The sequence below is a fragment of the Bifidobacterium sp. genome (assembly GCF_050874245.1).
In the GTDB taxonomy this organism is placed as follows: domain Bacteria; phylum Actinomycetota; class Actinomycetes; order Actinomycetales; family Bifidobacteriaceae; genus Bifidobacterium.
Genome location: NZ_JBNMKH010000018.1, coordinates 1 through 23904, shown reverse-complemented (window position 1 = coordinate 23904; position 23904 = coordinate 1). Strand labels below are relative to the sequence as shown.

General features: G+C 60.7%; 18 protein-coding genes and 2 tRNA genes. 5 read left to right on the top strand and 15 right to left on the bottom strand.

The annotated features are described in order from the left end of the window. The first annotated feature begins 32 nt into the window (after positions 1-32). Genes ACR0P8_RS03455 through ACR0P8_RS03445 form a run of 3 tightly spaced genes read left to right on the top strand, consistent with a single transcriptional unit; the run spans position 33 to position 3540 of the window. Positions 33-1889, top strand: coding sequence for an FAD-binding protein (locus ACR0P8_RS03455; RefSeq protein WP_432623694.1), 1857 nt, complete (start codon positions 33-35; stop codon positions 1887-1889). A 59-nt stretch (positions 1890-1948) separates the two neighbouring features. Further along, complete coding sequence (locus tag ACR0P8_RS03450; RefSeq protein ID WP_432623692.1) at positions 1949-2866, top strand: succinate dehydrogenase/fumarate reductase iron-sulfur subunit; 918 nt, start codon at positions 1949-1951, stop codon at positions 2864-2866. 2 nt (positions 2867-2868) lie between these two features. Next, positions 2869-3540, top strand: coding sequence for an O-methyltransferase (locus tag ACR0P8_RS03445; protein ID WP_432623690.1), 672 nt, complete (start codon positions 2869-2871; stop codon positions 3538-3540). A gap of 83 nt (positions 3541-3623) precedes the next feature. Here ACR0P8_RS03445 and nhaA read toward each other — a convergent pair whose 3' ends face one another. The 8 genes from nhaA to ACR0P8_RS03405 form a co-directional block, all read right to left on the bottom strand. Continuing rightward, positions 3624-4991 carry a Na+/H+ antiporter NhaA gene (gene nhaA / locus ACR0P8_RS03440; protein ID WP_432623688.1) on the bottom strand — a complete coding sequence of 456 codons (1368 nt, stop codon included), beginning with the start codon at positions 4989-4991 and terminating at the stop codon, positions 3624-3626. Positions 4992-5245: 254 nt separating this feature from the next. Beyond that, positions 5246-5319 (bottom strand) — tRNA-Arg (locus ACR0P8_RS03435). 41 nt (positions 5320-5360) lie between these two features. Continuing rightward, positions 5361-5437, bottom strand: a tRNA-Arg gene (locus ACR0P8_RS03430). Positions 5438-5528: 91 nt separating this feature from the next. Continuing rightward, complete coding sequence (gene clpX, locus ACR0P8_RS03425) at positions 5529-6842, bottom strand: ATP-dependent Clp protease ATP-binding subunit ClpX (protein ID WP_432623687.1); 1314 nt, start codon at positions 6840-6842, stop codon at positions 5529-5531. Between the two features lie 106 nt (positions 6843-6948). Then, positions 6949-7650, bottom strand: a complete 702-nt coding sequence (locus tag ACR0P8_RS03420) for an ATP-dependent Clp protease proteolytic subunit (protein WP_026646428.1) — start codon at positions 7648-7650, stop codon at positions 6949-6951. A gap of 2 nt (positions 7651-7652) precedes the next feature. Next, positions 7653-8273, bottom strand: a complete 621-nt coding sequence (locus ACR0P8_RS03415) for an ATP-dependent Clp protease proteolytic subunit (RefSeq protein WP_026646427.1) — start codon at positions 8271-8273, stop codon at positions 7653-7655. A gap of 105 nt (positions 8274-8378) precedes the next feature. Then, positions 8379-9815, bottom strand: a complete 1437-nt coding sequence (locus tag ACR0P8_RS03410) for an MFS transporter (protein WP_432623714.1) — start codon at positions 9813-9815, stop codon at positions 8379-8381. Positions 9816-10017: 202 nt separating this feature from the next. Next, a complete protein-coding gene (locus ACR0P8_RS03405; RefSeq protein ID WP_432623684.1) occupies positions 10018-11433 on the bottom strand; it encodes a replication-associated recombination protein A in 1416 nt (471 codons plus the stop codon). Between the two features lie 83 nt (positions 11434-11516). On the opposite strand from ACR0P8_RS03405, the gene ACR0P8_RS03400 reads away from it, so the two are divergent. Then, a complete protein-coding gene (locus tag ACR0P8_RS03400; protein WP_432623682.1) occupies positions 11517-14075 on the top strand; it encodes a DEAD/DEAH box helicase in 2559 nt (852 codons plus the stop codon). Here ACR0P8_RS03400 and ACR0P8_RS03395 read toward each other — a convergent pair. From ACR0P8_RS03395 to hisS, 7 genes are all read right to left on the bottom strand, one after another. Further along, positions 14057-15043: a PPK2 family polyphosphate kinase gene (locus ACR0P8_RS03395; protein WP_432623680.1), complete on the bottom strand. Its 987-nt coding sequence runs from the start codon at positions 15041-15043 to the stop codon at positions 14057-14059. The two genes, ACR0P8_RS03400 and ACR0P8_RS03395, sit on opposite strands and share 19 nt — an antisense overlap. Before the next feature lie 116 nt (positions 15044-15159). Further along, a complete protein-coding gene (locus ACR0P8_RS03390) occupies positions 15160-16284 on the bottom strand; it encodes an amino acid ABC transporter permease (RefSeq protein WP_432623678.1) in 1125 nt (374 codons plus the stop codon). A 6-nt stretch (positions 16285-16290) separates the two neighbouring features. Next, positions 16291-16968: an amino acid ABC transporter permease gene (locus tag ACR0P8_RS03385; RefSeq protein WP_026646422.1), complete on the bottom strand. Its 678-nt coding sequence runs from the start codon at positions 16966-16968 to the stop codon at positions 16291-16293. Beyond that, the gene (locus ACR0P8_RS03380) at positions 16968-17780 is read right to left on the bottom strand and encodes a glutamate ABC transporter substrate-binding protein (RefSeq protein ID WP_432623712.1); all 813 of its coding nucleotides are present in this window, start codon (positions 17778-17780) and stop codon (positions 16968-16970) included. Before ACR0P8_RS03380 ends, ACR0P8_RS03385 begins: the two co-directional genes overlap by 1 nt. A 69-nt stretch (positions 17781-17849) precedes the next feature. Then, on the bottom strand, positions 17850-18608 hold the full coding sequence (locus tag ACR0P8_RS03375; protein ID WP_432623710.1) for an amino acid ABC transporter ATP-binding protein: 759 nt from the start codon (positions 18606-18608) through the stop codon (positions 17850-17852). A 213-nt stretch (positions 18609-18821) separates the two neighbouring features. Then, positions 18822-20621: an aspartate--tRNA ligase gene (aspS, locus tag ACR0P8_RS03370; protein WP_432623675.1), complete on the bottom strand. Its 1800-nt coding sequence runs from the start codon at positions 20619-20621 to the stop codon at positions 18822-18824. A gap of 46 nt (positions 20622-20667) precedes the next feature. Beyond that, a complete protein-coding gene (hisS, locus tag ACR0P8_RS03365; RefSeq protein ID WP_432623673.1) occupies positions 20668-22059 on the bottom strand; it encodes a histidine--tRNA ligase in 1392 nt (463 codons plus the stop codon). Between the two features lie 114 nt (positions 22060-22173). Between hisS and ACR0P8_RS03360 the strand changes: the two genes are divergently transcribed. Further along, positions 22174-23601 (top strand): DUF349 domain-containing protein, encoded by a 1428-nt coding sequence (locus ACR0P8_RS03360; RefSeq protein WP_432623671.1) that lies wholly within the window; start codon positions 22174-22176, stop codon positions 23599-23601. The last annotated feature ends 303 nt before the right edge of the window (positions 23602-23904 follow it).

Here is a 23904-nt window from a genome sequence, read left to right as displayed (position 1 = left end):
GCGAAGTCATACCTTGTGCGAAAATCAGTGGTATGAGTCCGAAGCATGTTGAAGATATGTATGATGCAGTGATCGTCGGCGCTGGCGCGGCAGGCCTTTCCGCGGCGTTGGGGATGCTCCGCAGCGAGCGGATGCGCCAAATGAGGGCATCCGGCATCGAGCCGAACGTTCTGGTGATTTCAAAGCTGCAGCCGTTACGTTCCCATACCGGGTCCGCGGAAGGAGGCATCGCCGCCAGCCTCGGCAATATGGAGAAGGACGACTGGCACTGGCATTACTACGACACCGTCAAGGGCGGCGATTGGCTTGTCGATCAGGATGCGGCGAAGCTGCTCGCCCAGGAGGCCCCGGCCACGGTGGTCGCGTTGGAACATGCCGGCGTCGCGTTCTCGCGCACCGAAGATGGGCACATCGCGCAACGTCGGTTCGGTGGGCATACCAGGGATTTCGGTAAGGAGCCAATCCGTCGCGCCGCGTATGCGGCCGACCGTATCGGACATCAGATCCTGTTTTCGCTTTGGCAGCAATGCGTCGCCGAAGGCGTCGAATTCGCCGAGGAATGGTATGTGACCGATCTGGTGGTGTCCGAAGACCACGACAAGATCGAGGGCGTGGTGGCGTTCGACACGCATAAGGGCGAAACGCATGCCATCCACGCGCGCAACGTGCTGATGGCCACCGGTGGCGCGGGACGTCTGTTCCATACCACGTCGAATTCCTGGGATCTGACCGGTGATGGCATGGCTTTGGCCCTGTCCGCAGGTCTGCAGCTGGAGGATGGCGAATTCGTGCAGTTCCATCCGACCGGCCTTGCACATACCGGCATTCTGCTGTCGGAGGCGGCGCGCGCGGAAGGTGGCGTGCTACGCAATGCCGACGGAGAGGCGTTCATGGAACGGTATGCTCCGGGGCATGCAGATCTGGCCGCACGTGATGTGGTGAGCCGTTCCGTCATGGCCGAGATCGATGCCGGGCGAGGGGTCGCCGATCCAAAGAATCCGGAAGGCCCAAAGGATTGCGTCTGGCTGGATATGACGGGCATCGACGCGGACCATATGCGCAAGGTTCTGCCGCAGGTGGTGGAGACCATCGAAGAGTACGCCAACCTCGATCCCGCACACGACTATGTTCCCGTCAAACCGACCGCACATTATACGATGGGCGGCATTCCAATCACCACCGACGGTGAGGTCTATCGCTGGATCGACGGCGGACGCATCATCGTGGATGGTCTGTTCGCAGCCGGCGAATGCTCCTGCGTATCGGTGCATGGCGCGAACCGTCTGGGCGGCAACTCCCTGTTGGACGCTTGCCTGTTCGGCACCCGTTCAGGCAAGGCTCTGGCCCAGCGAGTCGCCGATAATCCGGTGAACGATCCGACTGCCGAACCATTCGGCGAGACCGGCACCGACAGGGTCCGGCAGGCGGCCGACGAACGTTCGGCACAGGTCAAGGATCTGTTGGCGCAACTGCCGGAGGATGACGAGGCCTCCCAGGACAATCCTTACCAATTGCTGGCCGACTTGGGTTCCGTCATGGAACGAGCCGTCGCCGTGCGTTGCGACCAGCACAGCATCGAACAGGCGTTGCGCACGTTGGATGACGATCTTGCGCCGCGCGCCGAAGCGCTGCACGCGCATTCCGACTCCCCCGCATTCAATCAGGAGATCACCGCCATCTGGGAGGTGCGCCATCTGATCGAACTCGGCAAGGCAGTGCTTGCCGCATCCGACGCACGTCACGAATCCCGAGGCTCATTGAAACGTCTCGACTTCCCCGAGCGCGACGACGAGCATTTCCTGGCCCACTCCATGACGGACGTCACCGGACAGGTCTCCTGGCAGCCGGTGCATATCGTGGATATGCCTCCGAAAGCCCGTGAATACTGATGCCTCTGGGCACGGCGTATGGCAGACTGGTTGACGGTTTTTCAACGAAAGGCAGGTACATGAACGGCAAGGAGAACGGCATGAACACGGTGACGTTGCGGGTGAACAGGTTCGCGCCACGTCCCGAACGAGGCCGTGAGCGAGGAGGCTCGCCTTTCGCCAGAAAGAGCTCTCCGTTTGGCGATTCCGGCGCATCCGCGCGTAGACGTCCCCGTGGAAAGCAATGGGTGCAGGAGTACACGTTGTCCGTTCGTCCGGAGGACACCGTGCTCGATTGCCTGTTGACGATCAAACGCACCATCGATCCGACGCTCGCCTTCCGTTATTCGTGCGGACATGGCATGTGCGGATCCGACGCGGTGGCCATCAACGGCACACCGACGTTGCTCTGCACGGCCATGGTGAGGGATTGGGCCAAACCGACCGGCACACAGGTGGATGATGAGGGATTCCGCCATACCGGCGATGGCTCACAGCCCGCTTCCGCACAGGACGGCGACGATTTGGGTGTCATCGAGCTCGCCGCGCTGCCCGGGTTCCCCGTGCAGCGCGATCTGGTCGCCGACATCGACCAGATGCTCGATCAGATCAGAAAGCTCAAGCCATATCTGCAGGCCAATGGCGAGCTCGCCACCACCGAGGACGGCAAGATCAACGCGTTCGAATATCTGCAGAATCCTCAGCAACTGGCCAAATACGAGTTGCTGAGCAACTGCATCGCCTGCGGAACCTGCGAAGGCAGCTGCCCCGTATACGCGGGCGGCGAGGCGTTCATCGGCCCCGCGGCGCTTATCGCGGCGTCCCGTTTCATCAACGACTCACGTGACACGCAGACGGCCGCTCGCATGGATGCCATCGATTCGGCCGATGGCATCGCGGCATGCCAGTCGGTACGCGCCTGCTCGCGTGAATGCCCGCGCGGCATCGACGTCGGCGAGGAGATCTGGCAGCTGATCGCCCAAATCAAGGAGCGCTGAACATGGACAGAACGTCATACACCAATCTCGCGAAATCGTGGGAGTATGTCGAGGATCATGCGTTCTCACGCCAGTCAGCCGAATTGAACGCCATCAGGACCGCAGCCGAGGAGAACGGCATTCCCCAGGGATCGGCCGCACAAGCCGAGCTCCTGCGCATGCTGGTGCGGATGCTGAACGCCTCCTCGGTGATCGCCATCGGCACCGGTTCCGTGGTGGAGACGATGCAATTGATCAACGGCCTTGACGGCACAGGGCAACTCACCGCCGTCGATTCCTCCGCGCAGGGCATCTCCCTGATTCGAAAGCTGTTCAATCGGCTATCCGACGAGACCGAAACCACGCTACGCGCCGTCAATGCGTCCGCAGGCGTGTTCCTTCCCCGTCTCAATGCCGAAAATTACGATCTGATTGTCGTCGCCGGCGATCCCGAGAATTACGCAGCCGCTTTCGCGCAGGCGCCACGTCTGCTGAAACCGCATGCCGCAATCGTGTTCACCGATGTGCTCGCTTTCGATGCGGCTACCTCCGCCGGCGGCGTACTGAATCCCGCCAACCGTGACACCAAGTCCATCGCGATGCGGGAACTGCTGGAAACCGTGGAATCCGATGAGAGGTTCACCACCGCATTGACACCGACCGGCACAGGTCTGCTGATCGCGGTCAAGAATTGACGTCGTCGAATCCTTTTCCCTGATTCCCTAGATATGAATGGGTCCCTGCACATGCGTTGGTATGCGCAGGGACCCATCTTTGTCTACTGCCGTTTCGTCTTGGCACCGATTGTCTGGCTGACCACGACCGTGCCATCTTCCAGCACCGTTTCGACCTCATTGGCGGCATCCTCGTCGCCGGTATGGTGCTTGTGTTCCTGCACCGCCGACGATTCGAACCGCTTGGACTGGCGGCTCAGCAGTATGCCGGAAATCACTGCCGCGATCATGGATCCAACCAACACGCCGAATCTGGCCTCAGCGGATAATTCGGCGTCCTGATACGCAAGAGAAGCGATGAGGAACGACACCGTGAAGCCGATGCCGCATGCACAGGCTGCGGGAAACATGTCGCGTACGCGCAGTCCCTTGGCCATTTTGAGACCTCCTACATGTGTGGACAGCCATGCCGTGGCCATGATGCCCAAGGGCTTGCCGACAACCAACGCCACCATCACGGCGACGACCACAGGCGAGACGAACAATGCGAATGTCAACGACTCAAAATGCACACCAGTGGCGAACAACGCGAAGATTGGCAGCGCGAGCAATGCGGAGAACGGCTGCAGCTTGTCCGCATATCGTTCCGCGCGTGGGGTCTTCTCACCAAAACGCTCATGCGCGGGAGTGAGCAGGCCGACCAGTACGCCTGCCAAGGTGGGGTGTACACCGGCTTCGAACATCATGACCCATGCCAGTACGCCGACGATAGCCACCGCGAGCCATGGCACCCTACGCATACGCACCAGGAAATACCAGGCTGCCGCGCATACGGCGATGCCGAGGAACCAATACCACGCGTTCACCGACGAGAAGAACACCGCGATCAGGATGATGGCCAGCAGGTCATCCACTGTAGCCAACGTCATCAGAAACGCACGGATGGAGCCTGGCAGCGCTTTGGCGAACAAGGCCAGTACAGCCAGCGAGAACGCGATGTCCGTGGCTGTGGGAACCGCCCATCCATGGGACATCTGTGCGAAGGAGAACACCTCGCCCGACGCTATCGTCAGACGGCCTGCTCCCGCGGCGGAGAACAGCGAGATCACGCCGATGAACAACGCCGGCGGCACCAGCATGCCTCCTACGGCGCACAGCATCGGCACCGCGGCGGCCTTGGGATTGGACAGTGATCCCGTAGTGAGTTCCTGCTTCAATTCCAGCCCCACGGTCAGGAAGAACACCGTCAGCAAACCGTCCTGCACCCAGTGTCCCAATCCCATGTCGATATTGGTGTGGGGAATGGCTATGCGGAAGTTCTCGAGCTGTTCGAACGCATGTGCCGTGAAAGGAAGATTGGCCAGTAGAAGACCGGCAAGAGCGAAACCGAGCATGATCAGACCGGATATGCGGTCGGACGCGGCTATACGTCGGATGGTTGTCCAGATTCCCCTCTTCGATGTGGCCATCATACTCCTTGTCTTGCGGCCCGTCCGACCGCGATGCCCGTGGAAAAATCGCATTATCCAGTGTATCGGAGGGTCTGGTGTTTGATCCCTGATACTCATCCACGCTCATCTGTGCGCGCAATCGCTGCGTCATATGCCCCTCGCTTGAAAGACGTTCCGCGGTCCGAAACGATCCTGGAGTAGCTTCAGGCTGATACAAGCAGAAAACCCATCAGAGAAAAAGAAAGCCTCCCACGCATTCGCGAAGGAGGTTCTTGTGCGCGAGACAGGATTCGAACCTGCGACCTGCTGATCCGTAGTCAGCTGCTCTAATCCGCTGGGCTACTCGCGCAACGTCATCTCATTTTCTAAAGCCACCTGATGACTGGTGGCTGGTGCGCGAGACAGGATTCGAACCTGCGACCTGCTGATCCGTAGTCAGCTGCTCTAATCCGCTGGGCTACTCGCGCAACGTTGCCTTGTTTCCGGCAACTCGAATAAGATACACCCAAACATGCTTTAGAACAAAATCCCGGCGTGTCGCGACGGATTCCAATGGATTCACGCCTCTCTCAGACGAGGAATCTCCTGCGTCGGCACCTTGAGCAGTTTTGGTGTGCCTGCGCCGTTGACGGCAGCCTCGTCGACGACCACTTCAGCGACGCCTTCCATGCTGGGAAGTTGGAACATGGTGTCCTCCAATGCCTTCTCGATGATCGAACGCAATCCACGTGCGCCCGTTCCGCGTCGAATCGACGTGGCAGCGATCTGCCGTACCGCGCCATCGGTAAAAGTCAGTTTCACGCCATCGACCGCGAACAGCTTCTGATACTGCTTGACCAACGCGTTCTCCGGTTCGACGAGAATACGTGCCAAATCATCCTCGGTAAGCTCCTCCAGCACGCTGACCACCGGCAACCTTCCAATGAATTCCGGAAGCAGACCGAAATCGGCCAGGTCGTCGGCGGACACCTGCGCGAGCAATTCCCGCTTCGGCACCTCATGATCATGCCAGGATGCGCCGAAACCGCTTTCCCGGGCGCCCAGACGCTGCGCCACGATATCGTCGAGCCCCACGAACGCGCCGCCGCAGATGAACAGGATGTCTCGGGTGTCGATCCGCACAGTCTCCATCTCGCGATGCTTGCGGGATCCCTCCACCGGCACGGTGGCGACGGTGCCTTCCAGGATCTTGAGCAACGCCTGCTGCACACCCTCACCGGATACATCGCGCGTGATAGACGTGTTCTCGCCGCTTTTACGGGCGATTTTGTCGATCTCGTCTATATACACGATGCCCTGCTGGGCACGGGCCACATCGCCGTCGGCGGCTTGGATGAGGCGCTGCAGCACGGTTTCGACGTCGTCCCCGACGTAGCCGGCCTCCGTCAGCGTGGTGGCGTCGGCTATGACGAACGGCACGTTCATGACTTTGGCAAGCGTCTGCGCCAGATACGTTTTGCCCACTCCCGTCGGTCCAAGCAGCAGAATATTCGATTTGGCCACCTGCACTCCCGCAAGCGGATCGTCGTGCGCATGCGACGACTTCACACCGAGACGGGCGGATTCGCCCATCTCCATGTTGACACGCTTGTAATGGTTGTACACGGCCACGGAAAGCGTTCTTTTGGCTGATTCCTGGCCGACGACGTAATCGTCGAGATAGGCGCTGATCTGCGCCGGTTTGGGCAGCTGCAGGACACCGGCCCGGGCGTCCTTGACCCGTTCTTCGGAAATGATGTCCACACAAAGTCCGATGCATTCGTCGCAGATGGCCGCACCCGACCCGGTGACCAACTTACGTACCTGGTTCTCGGATTTGCCGCAGAACGTGCATCTTGGCACCGCGTCGTTGTAGCTGACCACACGTCCCATTCCATACCCCTTCGTTTCATCAGACCGTCATCCAAGAAACACAATACCCCTGCCGGAACCCAGCAGGGGTATTGTGCGTCAAGACGCGACTTCGACATCCGCACCGTCAGCCGCGGTGTTCCAGCACCTCGTCGACGATGCCGTATTCCTTGGCCTCCTGAGCCGTCAGGAAGGTGTCCACCTCGATGTCCTTGCGAATCTTCTCAATGTCACGGCCGGTATGCTTGGCCAGCGTGTTTTCCAGCCATTCGCGCATGCGCAGCATCTCCTTGGCCTGGATTTCGATTTCCGTGGCCTTGCCGAAACCTTGGTCGATGGCTGGCTGATGGATGAGCACGCGGGCGTTCGGCAGCATCAGACGCTTGCCTTTGGCTCCGGCGGCCAGCAGGATGGCCGCGGCGGAGGCCGCCTGCCCCAGGCATACGGTCTGCACGTCCGGCTTGATGTACTGCATGGTGTCATAGATGGCGGTCATGGCCGTCATGGAACCACCCGGGGAATTGATGTACATCATCACGTCACGGTTCGGATCCTGGCTTTCCAACACCAGCAGCTGGGCCATGATGTCATCGGCGGAGGTGTCATCCACCTGCACGCCCATAAAGATGATGCGGTCTTCGAACAGCCGGGTGTACGGATCCTGCCTCTTGTACCCGTATGGGGTCTTCTCCTCGAACTGAGGCAGAACATAGCGGTTCTGCGGCGCGAACGCCGCCTCGCGGGCCGCCGCGCCCTGGAAGCCGACGACGCCGGCCGGTCCGGCCAGACGCTCGGCGCGGGCTACAAACTGTGCTTCTTCGCTTGCCATGGTCACTCTCCCTTGCTGGCGCTCATCGTGTCGTGGGTGGATACGAGCTTGTCCACGAAACCATACTCCAACGCTTCCTGCGCGGTGAACCAATGGTCGTACTCGTTGTCGCGGTAGATTTCCTCGACGGTATGACCGGTCTGCTCGGCGGTCAGCTCGCTCATGGTCTTCTTCATATCCATGATGAGCTCGGCGTTGATGCGCACGTCGGTGGCGGTGCCACCGATGCCGCCGGACGGCTGGTGCATCAGCACTCGGGCATGCGAAGTCAGGAAACGCTTGCCCTTGGTTCCGGAGCTCAGCAGGAACTGGCCCATGGAAGCGCACATGCCCAAGCCCACGGTGGCCACGTCAGGCTCGATGAGCTGCATGGTGTCGTAGATGGCCATGCCCGCAGTGATGGATCCACCCGGGGAATTGATGTACAGCCAGATGTCCTTCTTCGGATCCTCAGCAGCCAGCATCAGCATCTGCGCGCAGATGCGGTTGGCCATCTCGTCCTTGACCTCCTCGCCCATCCAGATGATGCGGTCCTTCAGCAGGCGGTTGAAAATCGGATCGGCGGGTCCCGCAGGCATGTCTTCTCCAGCCATGACGGGAAGGGGTGCACTCAGATTGCTCACCTTGTCTCCTTTTCCAGTGTTCTCTATAGTTTCACAGCCTACCGCTTCGAAGCGACGGGTAACGCGATTGCGCTTACAGTGGAGAAGCCGGCAGCGAAAGGCGGCTTACCTGCGCTTCGCGCCCATGCGGAAGGCGACGACCAGGCAGCAGATCGCGATGGCCACCAGCACAATCATGACGGCGAACGTCCAACTGCCGCCGACGGCCGTGGCGTGTCTGAACGCCGTGCTCCCCTCCTTGCCGGCCCCAGCCTGGGCCACAGACAGCACGGTGGAGAACAGCGCGGTTCCGGCGGCGCCGCCGAATTGCAGGCAGGTGTTGAACACCGCGTTGCCGTCAGGCATGAACTGCGGCGCGATATTGCGCAACGCGTTGGTCATGATGTTGGAGAAGCCAAGCGAATAGCCAAGTCCGAAAATGAAATAGAAGCCCGCAAGCGTGACGGGAGTCAGTCGCATGGAGAAGACCAGCAGCAGAATCGGACCGCAGATCGCCAGAAGGAACGCGCCCAGAATCGGACGGACCGGTCCGAAACGGTCGTACAACGTGCCGCCTATCGGGGCGAAGAAGGCTCCGACCAACGCGCCGGGCAATACCAAAGCACCCGCGAGGAACGCGTTCGTACCCAAGGAAAGCTGCGCAAGGTTGGTAATCACATAGCCGAAGCCGATGCCGACGATCGGCAGCAGCATGTAGGCGATCAAATGCAGCAGAACCATCGGATCACGTAACCAGCCCAAACGAATCAACGGCGAGAAGGAACGGCGGGAAGACCATCCGAAGAAGAACAGCGACCCCAATCCGACAACCAGGCTGACCGCCGCGAAAACGCCCGGAACCACGGCAGTACCGCCCGCCACGGCGGCGGCCACGGCCACACCGGCCTGGTTCAGGAACATCACCAGCCCACACAATGCAAGCACGATCGACGCGAACTGCAACGGATTCAGACGCGCCTCCTCCGTCGGACGGTGCTGCTCGATGCATTTCAATCCAACAGGCAGTGAAATCAACAAAATCACGGGAATGACGATGATGAAGATCGCACGCCACGGAAGAATGCTCGACACCGCGCCACCCACGGTCGGGCCGATCGCCGGGGCCACGGTGATGACCAGCGAGCCGACGCCCATCAATCGTCCGACTTTGCTTCGCGGCGACTGCTCGAGGATGATGTTCATCATCAGCGGAGTGGCCACGCCGGAACCGATGCCCTGAATGATACGGGCGATCAGGATCACGGGGAACGCATGGCCGAAAATCATGGTCAGCGATCCCAGCACCGCAAGGACGACGGCCGCAAGGAACAGGGTCCGATGCTTGAATCGGCGGTTGAGATATGACGACAGCGGCATGGTGGCGGCCACCGTCAGCAGATAAATCGTGGTAATCCACTGCACCGTGGCGGTGTCCACGCCGAATTCGCGCATCAGCTGCGGGAACAGCACCGTCATCACGGTTTCGGTCAGGATGCCTATGAAAGCGAGCGAACCGACCGCCACGATGGCGCCGATGAGTTTGCCGGTGATGCGCTCGTCCATCGGGACGGCGGCACCCTCACCGGCATGATCGCCGGATCTGGTTTCTTCAAGCGTTGTGTTGCGTTCTTGCATATGTTCTTTCCGCGCACTTTTTCCTGCGGCCATGTGCGATGCCGCGATCGACGCATGACGTTGCATGGCGCGTCAATCCACAGTGCAGTCTAGCTGGAACCATGACCTCCGAATCCGCCATTGGCCCGGTTCAGCTGTCCGCCACGCCACCCATACGGCCTTGTTCCGGGGCTCCATTCCCTTGGTCGTCCTCGTGCAGGATATGCCGGATCTTCTCCAATCTTGGCTTGATCTCATGCTCGTAGCCGCGGTCGTTCGGATGGTAATACTCACGCCCCTGCAGCTCGTCGGGCATGTATTGCTGCGGCGCGACCGCCCCGGGCCAGTCGTGCGCGTACCGATAGCCCTCATGGTTCCCCCAGCTTTTCATCAACGCGGTCGGCGCGTTGCGCAGATGCAGCGGCACTTGGCCGATGAGACCCGCATCCACATCGGCGAGCGCGTCGTTGATGGCTTTGTAGCTGGCGTTCGATTTCGGCGCGGTGGCCACGGCGAGCGCCGCTTCGGCGAGGATGATGCGCGCTTCCGGCATGCCGATCATGGCCACGGCCTGCGCGGCCGCGACGGTGACCTGCAGGACCTGCGGGGCGGCCATGCCGACCTCCTCGGATGCGGCGATCATGATGCGTCGTGCGATGAAACGCGGGTCCTCTCCCGCGCGCAGCATGCGGGCCAAGTAATGCATGGTGGCATCCGGATCGGAGCCGCGCATGGATTTGATGAACGCGGAGATGACGTCGTAGTGGTCGTCGCCGTCCTTGTCGTAACGCACGGTGGCCACGTCCATGACCTTCGACACGACGTCCGGCGTGATGACGGGTCGTTTCGACCCTTTTCTCCGTTTTTTGTCTCCAGTGAGCGCACCGGCCGCCGCTTCGAGAATCGTCAGCGTCTTACGTGCGTCTCCCCCCGCCATACGAACGATCTCGTCAGTGGCCTCATCAGTGATTTCGACCTCGCCATCAAGGCCTTGCTCGCCGACGACGGCACGCCCGATCAGGGTTTTCAGATCGTCCGGTTCCAGCGATTCGAGTTTGACGACCACGGATCGGCTCAGCAGTGGTTTGATGACGGAGAAGCTCGGATTCTCCGTAGTGGCGGCGATGAAGGTGACGTCACGGTTCTCCACGCTTGGCAGCAGGGCGTCCTGCTGGGATTTGGAGAAGCGATGCACCTCATCGATGAACAGCACCGTCTCCCTGCCTTCCGAGACGAGACGCTCATGCGCGCGTTTCAGCACGTCGCGCACGTCCTTGACGCCGGAGGTGACCGCGGACAGTTCCTCGAACACGCGGCCGGACTGTTTGGCGACGATGTAGGCAAGCGTGGTCTTGCCCACCCCCGGAGGTCCGAACAGGATGACGGAGCTCGGCGCGGTGAGCGAGCCCTTCGATGCGGGGTTGGCGAGCCTGCGCAGCGGAGACCCCTCCCCCAGCACGCGGGACTGCCCCAGCACTTCGTCGATGCTCGACGGACGCATCCGCACGGCCAGCGGGCGCGTCACATCGTCCGGCACATCCATCGCGGCAAACAAATCATCAGTCATGGTTCCCACTGTACCGCAAAAAGACATATGATTCGAACACACGTTCGACGTGCGGATTCGCCCCAACCGGTAGACTGGCAAGCATGGCAGACGATACGAATTATGGCTCGCTGGGCGCTTTGGCACCGAACTGGGACGAGGGCGAGCGCAACATCGACACGGACGAGATATACGAACGTTTCTTCACTTGGGTGTCGGACGTCAAGGGCGTCGAACCGTGGCCCCATCAGGAGGAGGCCATCATGGACCTGCTCGCGGGCGACCATGTCATCCTGAACACCCCCACCGGCTCGGGCAAGTCCTTGGTTGCGCTCGGCATGCATTTCGCGGCGCTGTGCACGGGACGACGCTCCTATTACACGGCGCCGATCAAGGCGCTCGTGTCGGAGAAGTTCTTCGATCTGGTCGAGGTCTTCGGCCGTGAGAACGTCGGCATGATCACCGGCGACACGCATATCAACGCGGACGCGCCGATCATCTGCTGCACCGCGGAGATCCTCGCCAACCAGGCGTTGCGCGAAGGCCGGCATGCCGATGTAGGTTGCGTGGCGATGGACGAATTCCATTACTATGGCGATCCCGAACGCGGCTGGGCGTGGCAGGTGCCGCTGCTCACGCTGCCGCATACGCAGTTCCTGCTGATGAGCGCGACTCTTGGCAACGTCGATGCGATCGCAGACAAGCTCGAGGACATGACGGGCACCGACGTGGACATCATCGCCGATGCGCCACGCCCTGTGCCACTGACCTACGAATACACGTTGGATCCGTTGGAGAAGACGGTGGAGCTGGCGTTCGGCAAGGGCGAGACTCCGATCTACGTGGTTCATTTCTCCCAGGACGCCGCATTGGAGACCGCCAACGCGCTGGCCAGCACTGGCGTGTCCAGCAAGGAGCAGCGTGCCGCGATCGCCGAAGCCATCAAAGGAACGAAGTTCACCACCGCGTTCGGCAAGATCCTGCAGCGTCTGCTGCGCACCGGCATCGGCATCCACCATGCCGGCATGCTTCCCCGCTATCGTCGTCTGGTGGAGCAGCTCGCCCAGCAGGGTCTGCTGCCGGTGATCTGCGGCACCGATACACTCGGCGTCGGCATCAACGTACCGATCCACTCCGTGGTGCTGACCGCGCTGACCAAGTTCGATGGCACGAGGATGCGCAAGCTGCGCGCCCGCGAGTTCCACCAGATCGCCGGACGCGCCGGACGCATGGGCTTCGATACGGAGGGACTGGTCATCGCGGAGGCCCCCGAATTCGAGATCGAGAACGCCAAGGCCCTGGCCAAGGCGGGGAACGATCCGAAGAAACTCAAGAAGATCAAGCGCAAGAAGGCGCCGGAAGGCTTCGTCACGTGGAACGGGAACACGTTCGACAAGCTCATCGACGCGGCTCCCGAAACGCTGGTGCCTCATATGAAGATCACGCATTCCATGGTGCTGAACGAGGTGGAGCAGGGAGGAGACGCCCGATACCGCATCGACCGGCTTATCGACGATTCGTCCCAGACCCCGGAGCAGAAGGAACGCCTGCATGCGCGCGCGGATGAGATCTTCCAGACCCTGTTCGACACGAACGTCATCGAGACCGAGGACCGCGATGATGGCGGCAAGGATTATTTCATGACCGTGGACGTTCCGGACGATTTCGCCCTCGACCAGCCGTTGAGTCCGTTCCTGCTGGCCGCGCTGGAGCTGCTCGATCCGGAGTCGGACACCTATGCGCTGGACGTGATCTCCATGGTGGAGGCCACGTTGGAGGATCCGAAGCAGGTGCTTCGCGCCCAGGAACGGCAGGCCCGCGACGAGGCCATGATCAGGATGAAGGAGGACGGCCTCGATTACGACGAGCGCATGGACAAGCTGCAGGAGATCACCTATCCGAAGCCGTTGGAGGACATGCTGCAGGCCGCGTTCGACGAATACCGGCATGATGTGCCGTGGGCGAACGACTATTGGCTGAGCCCGAAATCGGTGGTGCGCGACATGGTGGAGACCGCCTCCGACTTCACCGGCTACATCGCCCGCTACAACATCGCACGCTCCGAAGGCACGCTGCTGCGCTATCTGTCCGACGCGTACCGCGCGTTGGCCCGTACCGTGCCCCAGGAAAAGCGCGACGAGCAATTGGATGACATCATCTCATGGCTCCGCGTGGTGGTCCGTTCCATCGATTCCTCCTTAGTCGACGAATGGGAGAACGCCGGTTCCGATGCCGACGCCTCCGAAAAGGCCGCCACTCTGGCCGCGCCCAGCGCCAAGCAATCCGTGGTGGAGGATCGTCGCGGACTCACCGTGCTGGTGCGCAACGCCTTGTTCCGCCGCGTGCAGCTCATGGATCTCGACAGACCCGACGAATTGGGCGCGCTCGACAAGGACTGGGACTACGGCGTGCATGAATGGGAGGACACGCTCGACGACTATTACGACGAGCACGAGTACGTCAACACCGACGCCAAGGCACGCAGCGGCGAGCTGTTCATCCTCGACGAAAGCAAGGAGAACAGCGAACACTCCTGGAAGGTGCGGCAGATCATCGACGATTCCGACGGCGACCACGATTGGGCTATCACCGGAACCGTCGATCTGGACGCCACACAATCCAGCGGCGAAGTCGTTTTCTTCGATTACATGGTCTCCAACTGACGACGCATCTCGTCGGCGTCGACTTCGAGCGGAGGCCAGATCATGTTCATGTTCTTGAGCGTGTTGCGCAGCAGCTCGGAGACGACCGCCCTCGAGTACCAGCGGTTGTCCGCGGGCACCAGATACCACGGCGCCTGATCGGTGCTGGTGCGCAGGAACACGTCCTGCCATGCGGCCATGTATTCGTCCCAGCGTGCGCGCGCCTCAAGATCGCTCGGATCGAACTTCCAATATTTGGTCGAATCCTCAAGACGGCTCAGGAAGTGACGCTTCTGCTCCTCCTTACTGACCACGAGGAAGATCTTGATGATGGCGCAGCCATCGGACGCCAGCTGCGATTCGAAACGGTTGATCTCGTCGTACCGCGCCTGCCATACCTCCTCCGGCTGGGTCTTGTAGATGCGTGGCATGACGATGTCCTCGTAATGCGACCGATCGAAGATGGAGATCCATCCATTCGCCGGCAGCTCACGCTTGATGCGCCACAGGTAGTCATGATCCAATTCCTCGCCTTTCGGCGCGCCGAAACCGTGGTAGTGCATACCCATGGGATCGCCCTGACTGAACACGTGGCGCACGATGCCGCCTTTGCCTGACGCGTCCATGCCCTGCAGCACGATCAGCAGACGATGACGAGAGCCTTTCACACCGTTGGCGTACATCAACCGCTGATAACGGGCGATTTCCGACGAGCTGATGGCGATGAACCGTTCGGCGTCCTCCTTGTTGCCGTCGAAACCCGGAGTAGCCCCACCGTCCACAGTGGCGACGTCGACATCATGGTGGAATCGCAGCAATTGGCTCGGCGGCAGCGTCCATACCGAACTCAGCAGTTCGCTTGCCTTGGCCACGTTCGCCAGCCCTTCGGCGACGGAGCCGCAATTCGCTCCCTGCGCCAGTCTGTTCTCGACTTTGTTCAGCGTCTTCGCAATCGGCGTCATCTTCGGCTCCTTGCCCTTATCCGCCATTTCAAGCCTCCTTGCTTGGTACGGACCACTCAAGCCCCATCGTAGACGCGAAAGGGGCCGACCTTCCGTATTTCACGGAAGAATCGACCCCTATCGCGTGTCAGCAGACACCGAGGCTATTCGTCGGATTCGGACTTATGCTTCTTCTTGCCATCCTTCGTCTTGGACGAAGAGACCTTGATCGGATGTCCGTTCTTGTCGAATTCGATCTGGCTTTCCGGATGGGTCTCGTCGAAGCCTTGGGCGTAACGGGTCTGACGCCAATGATGGATGGATGCGTTCGTGCCACGATGGTGCACATGGTACAGGCGCTGCGCGCCACCCAGCGGCACGCCTTCCTTGGCCACGGCGATCTGGTTCACGTTCGACGGATCCATGATGGCGATCGGCGCGACCGGTTCCGGTTCGGCCGGTGCGGCCGTATGCTGCTGCATGCGCGACGGAAGCCATTCGGCAAGACGGCTCAGCAGCCAGCAGACGATGAAATACACGACCGCGGCCACCACCAGGGTCTGCAGGATGTTGAAGTACATCGAGCCGAGACGACGCGATTCCTGCAGCAGATCCGTGTACATGATGATCGATCCGAGCGCGGTGTCCTTCAACACCACGACCAGCTGGGTCACTGCCGCCGGCAACATGGCATAGATGGCCTGGGGCACTTCGATCTGAAGCAACGACTGCGTACGGGTCAGTCCCAAGGCGAGCGACGCCTCATGCTGGCCATTCGGCAGGTTGCCCACGCCGGAACGCACCAGTTCGGCCACCACGGAACCGTTGTAGATCACCAAGGCGAGCACCACGGCCCAATACGCCGGGCTTGGCAGACCCGCGAAGGCGAACCAACGCCAGAAGAAGATCATCAGCAACAACACCGGGACCGCACGCGCGAATTCGACGATCGCGCCGGAGACCGCACGTATGATCACGTTCGGCAGCAGTCGTCCAATGCCGAAGAGCAGGCCGAACACCACGGCTCCGATGACGGCCAGCACCGAGGCCCGGATCGTCGCCCACAGGCCCGGAAGATAGAAGTCGGTCCATGCCTCGGCGTCAAGCGCCGGCTTCCACAGCTCCCAGCTCAGCTGGTTCTCGCCGTCCGGCGGATTGTGCAGACGCATGAGGATCAGCACGAGCACCACCGCGAAGATGATACCGGCTATCCAATTGACGATACGGATGGTCTTGCGGCCCTTCGGCCCCGGCTGATCGAACAGCACCGCGCTTTCATTGCTTGCCATGGCGCGTCACCTCCTCACCGCGAGTTTGTTGGACAGATATGTGGTCAGCATGCCGATCGGAATGATCAGAATCACGTAGCCGAAGGCGAAGATCAGGAAGATCGGGACGATCACATCGGAACGGTATTCGATCATTTCGCTCATCAACGAGGACGTCTCCGTGGCCACGGAAGCCGCCGCCGCGACGGTGGAGTTCTTCAGCAACGCGATCAGGGTGTTGCCCAGAGGCGCCACGGATCCACGGAAGGCCTGCGGCAGGATGATCTGCGTGGCGGACTGCATGAAGTTGAGTCCCAGCGCACGGGCGGCCTCCGCCTGTCCGATCGGCACCGTGTTGATGCCGGAACGCAGGGATTCGCACACGAACGCCGCGGTGTACAGGCTCAGACCGGTCACCGCCAGCCAGAAGAAGTTGGTGGCGAAGGTGTCGGAGAAGCTGAGCTTCAACTGGGCGTAGGCGCCAAGCACCATGAACACCATGATGATGGTCAATGGCATGTTCTTGAACAGCTCCACGTAGGCGCACGAAACGGTGCGGAGCGAGGCGACCGGCGAAATGCGCATCATCACGAGGATAACGCCGAGGATCATGGAGAACAGGGCCGACCACAGGGTCAGCTCGATGTTCACCAGGAAGGCGGCCGGCACATCGTATTGGCTGAACAGCGAGATGAACGCTTCCATCACTTCTCCCCTTCCTTCGGTTTCGGCGGATTGTATTTGGCATTCGGCGTGTAGTCGACGCCCTTCGTGTTGTCGGCGATGGCGCGCTTCCAGGAACCGTCCTTGATCATCTCGGAAATGGCGTTGTTGATGTTCCTGGCGAGTTTCGTGTCGCCCTTCTTGATGCCGACGCCATAGTATTCCTGGGTAAACGGCTTGCCTACCACGCGCAGACGTCCACGAGACGCGGAGGCTAGGCCTGCCAGGATGATGTCGTCCGTGGTCACCGCGTCGACGATGCCGGAGAACAGCGCGGTCGCGCATTCGGCGTAGCCGGGCTGTTCCATGAGCTGCACCTCGTTGGCGAACTTCTCCTTGACCGTCACTGCGGATGTGGATCCCGTCACCGAGCACAGACGCTTGCCGTTGAGATCCTCCGGACCGTCGATGCCCTTCTCGTCCTTACGGACCAGCAAATCCTGTCCCGCCACGAAGTACGGTCCTGCGAAGGATACGACCTTCTTGCGTTCGTCGGTAATGGAATAGGTCGCCACGATGAAGTCGACATCGCCGTTCTGCAACATGGCCTCACGTTGCTTGGACGGCGCCTCCTTCCAAACGATCTGATCCTCGGAATAGCCGAGCTTCCTGGCAATGTATTTGGCGACGTCCACATCGAAACCGACGTAGGTGCCGTTCTTCTTGAAGCCCAGGCCCGGCTGATCGAATTTGATGCCGATGCGGATTCTTCCGTCCGCATCATCCGCGCCGCACGCGGAGACGGCAAACACGCACGCGAACGCGCAAAGCGCCGCCATGCCCCTGCGGAGCATGCGTTTCACCGCGATAGATAATGGTTTCTTCATTGGGATTTCCTCTTCCGCCGGTATTTCACATCACTGTCAGTGGGTGAGGATCTTCGACAGGAAGTCCTTGGCACGATCGGTCTTCGGATGTTCGAAGAACTCCTCCGGCGTGCTCTGTTCGAGAATCTGGCCGTCGGCCATGAACACAATCTTGTCGGCCACCTTGCGCGCAAAGCCCATCTCGTGGGTCACGCACAGCATGGTCATGCCCTCATGGGCCAGCTCCACCATGACGTCAAGCACCTCATTGACCATTTCCGGATCAAGGGCGGAGGTCGGCTCGTCGAATAGCATGACCTTCGGCTGCATGGCAAGAGCGCGGGCGATGGCGACGCGCTGCTGCTGGCCGCCGGAAAGCTGCGACGGCATCTTGTTGGCCTGGGAAGCCACGCCCACGCGTCCCAGCAGATCCATGGCGAGGTCCTCGGCCTCCTTCTTGTCCATGCGACGGACCTTGATCGGCGCCAATGTCACATTCTCCAGAATGGTCTTGTTGGCGAAAAGGTTGAAGGACTGGAACACCATGCCCACTTCCGCGCGCAGACTGGCGAGTTCCTTGCCTTCCTGCGGCAGCGGCTTGCCGTCGATGCGGATATCTCCGGAGTCGATGGTCTCCAGACGGTTGATGGTGCGGCACATCGTGGATTTGCCGGATCCGGACGGACCGACAATGACGAGCACCTCGCCTTTTCTTACGGTAAGATTGATGTCTTTAAGCACATGCAGGTCGCCATAATGCTTTTCGACATGGGTCAGTTCGACGAGCGGCCTGTCGTCCGCTCCGGCGTCCGGCATGATGGAACGCTTCGCTTCGGTTTCTTTGATTTCAGACATACGGGCAGTATAGAAAACAAATGGGAAATTTATGTTTCCCAACCGTCTGTTCGTCTCACTTTGCCCAGAATGTGAGACGGCGCCTGTCGTTTTATGGATAGATTACGAACAAAAAAAGCGTCCGTACGATAATCACGCACGGACGCTTTCATTTGTTTTCAGGCAGGAAGACTATCAGTCCTCGTCCTCATCCGGATCGTAATCGACACCGGTCTCGGCGCGCTGCTCAGCGGAGATCGGAGCCGGAGCGCCGGTCAGCGGGTCACGACCGCCGCCAGCCTTCGGGAAGGCGATGACGTCGCGGATGGAGTCGGCGCCTGCCAGAATGGCTGCGGTACGGTCCCAACCGAGGGCGATGCCCGCGTGCGGCGGAGCGCCGTACTTGAAGGCCTCGAGCAGGAAGCCAAATTTGTCCTTCGCCTCTTCCGGAGTGATGCCGAGCACGTCGAGCACACGGTCCTGAATGTCGTCGCGATGGATACGCACGGAACCGCCACCCATTTCGTTGCCGTTGCACACAATGTCGTACGAGTCGGACATAGCATGCTCAGGATCCTTGTCGAACTTGTCGATCCAATCCTTGGACGGCATGGTGAACGGGTGGTGCATGGAGGTCCACTTGGAGTGGCCGACAGCCACATCGTCGTCGTCCGGATCGTCGGTCGGCTTGAACAGCGGGAAGTCCACGACCCAGGTGAAAGCGAAATCGTCCGGCTTGAGCAGACCGGCGCGACGGGCGAGCTCGACACGCACCGCTCCCAGCAGCTCCTGGGAGGAGGTGCGGCGACCGGCCGCGAAGAACACCGCATCGCCGTCTTCGGCGCCGACGGCTTCCTTCAGGCCATTGCGTTCCTCTTCGGAAAGGTTCTTGGCGACAGGTCCCTTAAGATCGCCGTTCTCGGCGAAGACCACATAGGCGAGCCCCTTGGCGCCACGCTGCTTGGCCCAATCCTGCCATGCGTCGAACTGGCGGCGAGGCGTGGCCGCGCCACCCTTGAAGAGCACGGCACCGACGTACGGAGCCTGGAACACGCGGAACGGAGTGTTCTTGAAGTAATCGGTCAGCTCGATCAACGGGTTGCTGAAGCGCAGATCCGGCTTGTCGGAACCGTACTTGTCCATGGCGTCCTGCCAGGTGATGCGCTGAATCGGCAGCTTGATGTCATATCCGGCGGACTTCCAGATGGCCGCGATGACCTTCTCGGCCATGGCCATCACGTCCTCCTGGTCCACGAATGCCATCTCCATGTCGAGCTGGGTGAACTCGGGCTGACGGTCCGCGCGGAAATCCTCATCGCGGTAGCAGCGGGCCAGCTGGTAGTAACGTTCCACGCCGGAGACCATGAGCAACTGCTTCAACAGCTGCGGGGACTGTGGCAGGGCGTACCAGGAACCCGGCACCAGACGGGCCGGCACCACGAAGTCGCGGGCGCCTTCCGGCGTGGACTTGATCATGGTCGGGGTCTCGATCTCCTCGAAGCCCATCTCCTCCAAAGCGTGGCGGGCCGCCTTCGACATCTGCGCACGCAGCTTCAGATTGCGCTGCATGGACGGACGGCGTAAATCAAGGTAACGGTACTTCAGACGGACGTCCTCGCCCGGAAGCTTGTTCTCGGATTCGTTCTCAAGCGCCGTGGAGACCTGGAACGGCAACGCGTCGGACTTGGCCAGCACCTCGATGGTTTCGGCCACGACCTCGATCTTGCCGGTGGCCAGATGCTCGTTCTCGTTGCCATCCGGACGCAGACGAACCTCGCCGACGACCTGGATCACAAACTCGGAACGCAGCGGACGGGCCATCTCCTCGTCGTAGATGACGACCTGCACCAGACCGGTGTTGTCTCGCAGGTCGATGAATGCCACGCCACCGTGGTCACGACGACGATCCACCCAACCGGCGAGCGTCACTTTCTGGCCGACGAGATCTTCGGTCACTTCGGTTGCATGATGTGTTCTGTAAGCCGTCTGGCTCATGCTTCCCCTATTCCTTAATCCTCTTGATGTGCGAAGTCCTGCGATGTCAGGCTTCAACGGTAACGGTTTGCTGGGCATACACAGTATCCGGCTCCCAAGACCGTGCATCGGCCGGCTTCTGGTCTCCCGTAACGATGTTCTTGACCTCGTCCTGGGCGCCTTCCTCGGAAGCATCCGCCGGGAACCAGACGTAAGGTATGCCGAGTTTGTCGGCGTACTTGATTTGCTTGCCGAGCTTGGCGGCGGTCGGGGCCACATCCGCGGCGATACCACGGGCGCGAAGCTGGTTGGCAATCAGGTTGGAAGCGGAACGATCGGACTCGTTCCACACGGCCACCAGCACGGATGCCGGGGATACGCGGTTGGCGTGGGCGCCCGCGGTGTGCAGCATATAGGAGACCAGACGGGACAGACCGATGGACAGGCCCACACCCGGGTACTTCCTGTTGCCCTGCGAGGCGAGATTGTCATAACGGCCTCCGGAGCAAATGGACCCCAAAGCCGCGGCGCCGTCGAGGAAGGTCTCATACACGGAGCCGGTGTAATAATCCAGACCTCGGGCGATCTTCAGGTCCGCGATCACGGAGCCCGGACGGATGCGCGCCGCCTCGTCCACAATCATCGCCAACGTGTCAAGACCCTGGCGGGCCAACACATAAGCATCGGAATCAGACGCGATGCCGTGCTTGGAGCACAGCGCATCGAACTTCTCGGACAGTTCCTTGCCGTCAGCCGCGGTCAGCTCGGCCAGCTCGAGGCATGCACGGGCCTGCCCCTCATCGGCTCCGCAACCCTCGACAAGCAGCTTGGCCACCTCGTCGGCACCGATCTTGTCAAGCTTATCGATCTCGCGCAGCACGCCTTCGATGTCGGTAAGTCCCAGACCGCGGTAGAAGCCTTCGGAAAGTTTGCGGTTGTTCGCATGCACGGTGGCCTTCGGCAGACCAAACTCGCGCAGACGCTCCAAAGCAGATACCATGACCAGCGGAAGCTCGACCTCATAATGGTCGGGCAGATCACCGTTGCCAATCACATCGATATCGGCCTGCACGAACTCACGGAAACGACCTTCCTGCGGACGCTCGCCACGCCAGACCTTCTGAATCTGCCAACGCTTGAACGGGAACGCCAAATCGCCGGAATGTTCGACGACATAACGGCTCAGCGGAACGGTCAGATCGAAGTGCAGACCAAGACGGTCCTCAATCGGAGTGTCGGATTCGTGCCCGACCTCCTGAAGACGGCTCAGCAGGTAAATCTCCTTGCTGGTCTCGCCTTTCTTGAGCAGGCTGGAACCCTGCTCAACCGCACGGGTTTCAATGCCTATGAAACCATTCAGCTCGAATACATTACGGAGCGTGTCGATGACACGCTGCTCCACAACACGTTCAGAGGGGAGCCACTCTGGAAATCCTGAAATAGATGCACCTTTAGCCACGGTTCTCTATAATAAATGAGGTTACGGAAAATGCCGCGCGTTTTTCAAGGTTTGGAAGACGGCGTCATCGACCGTTGCCCCTGCACTACATGAAGCTTACGTAAGGAGCTGGCCATGGCCGACGAGAATGTCACCGCGTCCGAAAACACCACCGAAACCAACGAGCAGGCAGCGACGCCCGCGACCCAGGCCAGCAAACCGGCCGTCCCGAGCCCAGCGGCCATGAAACCGCACGCGCCGAGTCCTGCCGCCTTCGCCAAGAAGGCGCCGAAGCGCACGCCGGCGACCACCGGATTCTCCGAAGAAGACGTCAAGGCGGCCGAGGCCTTCGGCCGTGTCGCCGATGACGGCACAGTGTTCGTGAAGGATGGAGAAGGGGAACGCGAGGTCGGACAGTTCCCGGATGCCTCCAAGGAAGAGGCTCTGGCACTGTATGCACGCCGTTATCTGGACTTGAAGGCCAAGCTCGACCTGTTCGCCAACAGGCTCAGGTCCAACAACGTGAAGAGCCACGAGATCGATGAGACCCTCAAGACCCTCTCCTCCGAAACCGAGCAGCCGGCCGTCGTCGGCGACCTCGAGGCGCTCAAGACCCAGTTCACCTCGCTGAAGGAGGCCGGAGAGGCCAAGAAGAACGAGCTCAGCGAAGCGCATAAGGCCGCTGTCGCCAAGGCGCTGGCGGAACGCACCGCGATTGTGGAGAAGGCCGAGGCCTTGGCCAATTCCCTGGGAGACAACACCAACTGGCGTTCCACCGCCGACAAGTTCCGTTCACTGTTCCAGCAGTGGCAGGAGCATCAGCGCAACAGTGTCCGCCTCAGCAAGTCTGATGCGGACGCGCTGTGGGCACGTTTCTCCTCCGCACGCACCACCTTCAACAGCGCCCGCCGCAAGTGGGCCCAGGGCCGCGATGAGGAGCGCAGTTCCGCCAAGGCCGCAAAGGAGGCCATCATCGCCGAGGCCGAACAGATTCAAGACTCCACTGCCTGGGTCGAAACCTCCCGCAAGTTCAACGAGCTGATGGATCGTTGGAAGAAGGCTGGTCGTGCGGGCCGTCGTGACGATGATGCGCTGTGGGCACGTTTCCGTGCGGCGGCCGACACTTTCTTCAACGCCCGTCAGGCCGATCGCGAGCAGATCAGCTCCTCCGAGAAGGAGAATCTCGCCAAGAAGGAGGAGCTGCTGACCAAGGCCGAGGCTTTGGTGCCGGTCAAGGATGAGAAGGAAGCCAAGCAGGCCCGTCAGGCGTTGGCCGCCATCCAGGAGGAATGGGATCAGATCGGCTACGTTCCGCGAGACGAGGTCCACCGCATCGAAAGCCGTCTTGATGCCGTCGACAAGCAAATCAAGGCCGTTGAGGATGCCGCTTGGAAGCAGTCCGATCCGGAAGCCGACGCTCGTAAGAACTCCTTCGAGGAACAGCTGAACGCCCAGCTCGAGGAGCTTGACGCGAAAATCGCCGCCGAGTCCGATTCGAAGAAGAAGGCCAAGCTTGAGGCTGAAAAAGCCACCAAGGAACAGTGGCTGAACGCCATCAAGTAGTTTCCCCAAGGCGAAAAAGCGGAAACCAGCGTAACGGAATAAGCGGGTCGTCACTCATGGTCATGGGTGACGACCTGCTTATTCATATCGGTGCCAGCGACCGGCCAGTGCGAATGGACACCGCCGTGAAAGAAATAGTACGCGTAGATATGAGTGAGGGTCGTTGGTTTCATGATAGGTAATCATGAACTGCGCCCCGATTGTTGGACGCTGTTAATTAGGATACAGCCCTAGACCGCGAGGGACATGCCCCGGAACTCCTCCGGGGTGCGTCCCTCGAGTCGTATCTGGCGTCGTCTGGTG

What these genes read in the sequence shown, in the direction of transcription:
- ACR0P8_RS03455 (WP_432623694.1), top strand. Translation starts at nt 33, where the DNA reads ATGAGTCCGAAGCATGTTGAAGATATGTATGATGCAGTGATCGTCGGC.
- ACR0P8_RS03450 (WP_432623692.1), top strand. Translation starts at nt 1,949, where the DNA reads ATGAACGGCAAGGAGAACGGCATGAACACGGTGACGTTGCGGGTGAAC.
- ACR0P8_RS03445 (WP_432623690.1), top strand. Translation starts at nt 2,869, where the DNA reads ATGGACAGAACGTCATACACCAATCTCGCGAAATCGTGGGAGTATGTC.
- nhaA (WP_432623688.1), bottom strand. Translation starts at nt 4,991, where the DNA reads ATGATGGCCACATCGAAGAGGGGAATCTGGACAACCATCCGACGTATA.
- clpX (WP_432623687.1), bottom strand. Translation starts at nt 6,842, where the DNA reads ATGGGACGTGTGGTCAGCTACAACGACGCGGTGCCAAGATGCACGTTC.
- ACR0P8_RS03420 (WP_026646428.1), bottom strand. Translation starts at nt 7,650, where the DNA reads ATGGCAAGCGAAGAAGCACAGTTTGTAGCCCGCGCCGAGCGTCTGGCC.
- ACR0P8_RS03410 (WP_432623714.1), bottom strand. Translation starts at nt 9,815, where the DNA reads ATGGACGAGCGCATCACCGGCAAACTCATCGGCGCCATCGTGGCGGTC.
- ACR0P8_RS03405 (WP_432623684.1), bottom strand. Translation starts at nt 11,433, where the DNA reads ATGACTGATGATTTGTTTGCCGCGATGGATGTGCCGGACGATGTGACG.
- ACR0P8_RS03400 (WP_432623682.1), top strand. Translation starts at nt 11,517, where the DNA reads ATGGCAGACGATACGAATTATGGCTCGCTGGGCGCTTTGGCACCGAAC.
- ACR0P8_RS03395 (WP_432623680.1), bottom strand. Translation starts at nt 15,043, where the DNA reads ATGGCGGATAAGGGCAAGGAGCCGAAGATGACGCCGATTGCGAAGACG.
- ACR0P8_RS03390 (WP_432623678.1), bottom strand. Translation starts at nt 16,284, where the DNA reads ATGGCAAGCAATGAAAGCGCGGTGCTGTTCGATCAGCCGGGGCCGAAG.
- ACR0P8_RS03385 (WP_026646422.1), bottom strand. Translation starts at nt 16,968, where the DNA reads ATGGAAGCGTTCATCTCGCTGTTCAGCCAATACGATGTGCCGGCCGCC.
- ACR0P8_RS03380 (WP_432623712.1), bottom strand. Translation starts at nt 17,780, where the DNA reads ATGCTCCGCAGGGGCATGGCGGCGCTTTGCGCGTTCGCGTGCGTGTTT.
- ACR0P8_RS03375 (WP_432623710.1), bottom strand. Translation starts at nt 18,608, where the DNA reads ATGCCGGACGCCGGAGCGGACGACAGGCCGCTCGTCGAACTGACCCAT.
- aspS (WP_432623675.1), bottom strand. Translation starts at nt 20,621, where the DNA reads ATGAGCCAGACGGCTTACAGAACACATCATGCAACCGAAGTGACCGAA.
- ACR0P8_RS03360 (WP_432623671.1), top strand. Translation starts at nt 22,174, where the DNA reads ATGGCCGACGAGAATGTCACCGCGTCCGAAAACACCACCGAAACCAAC.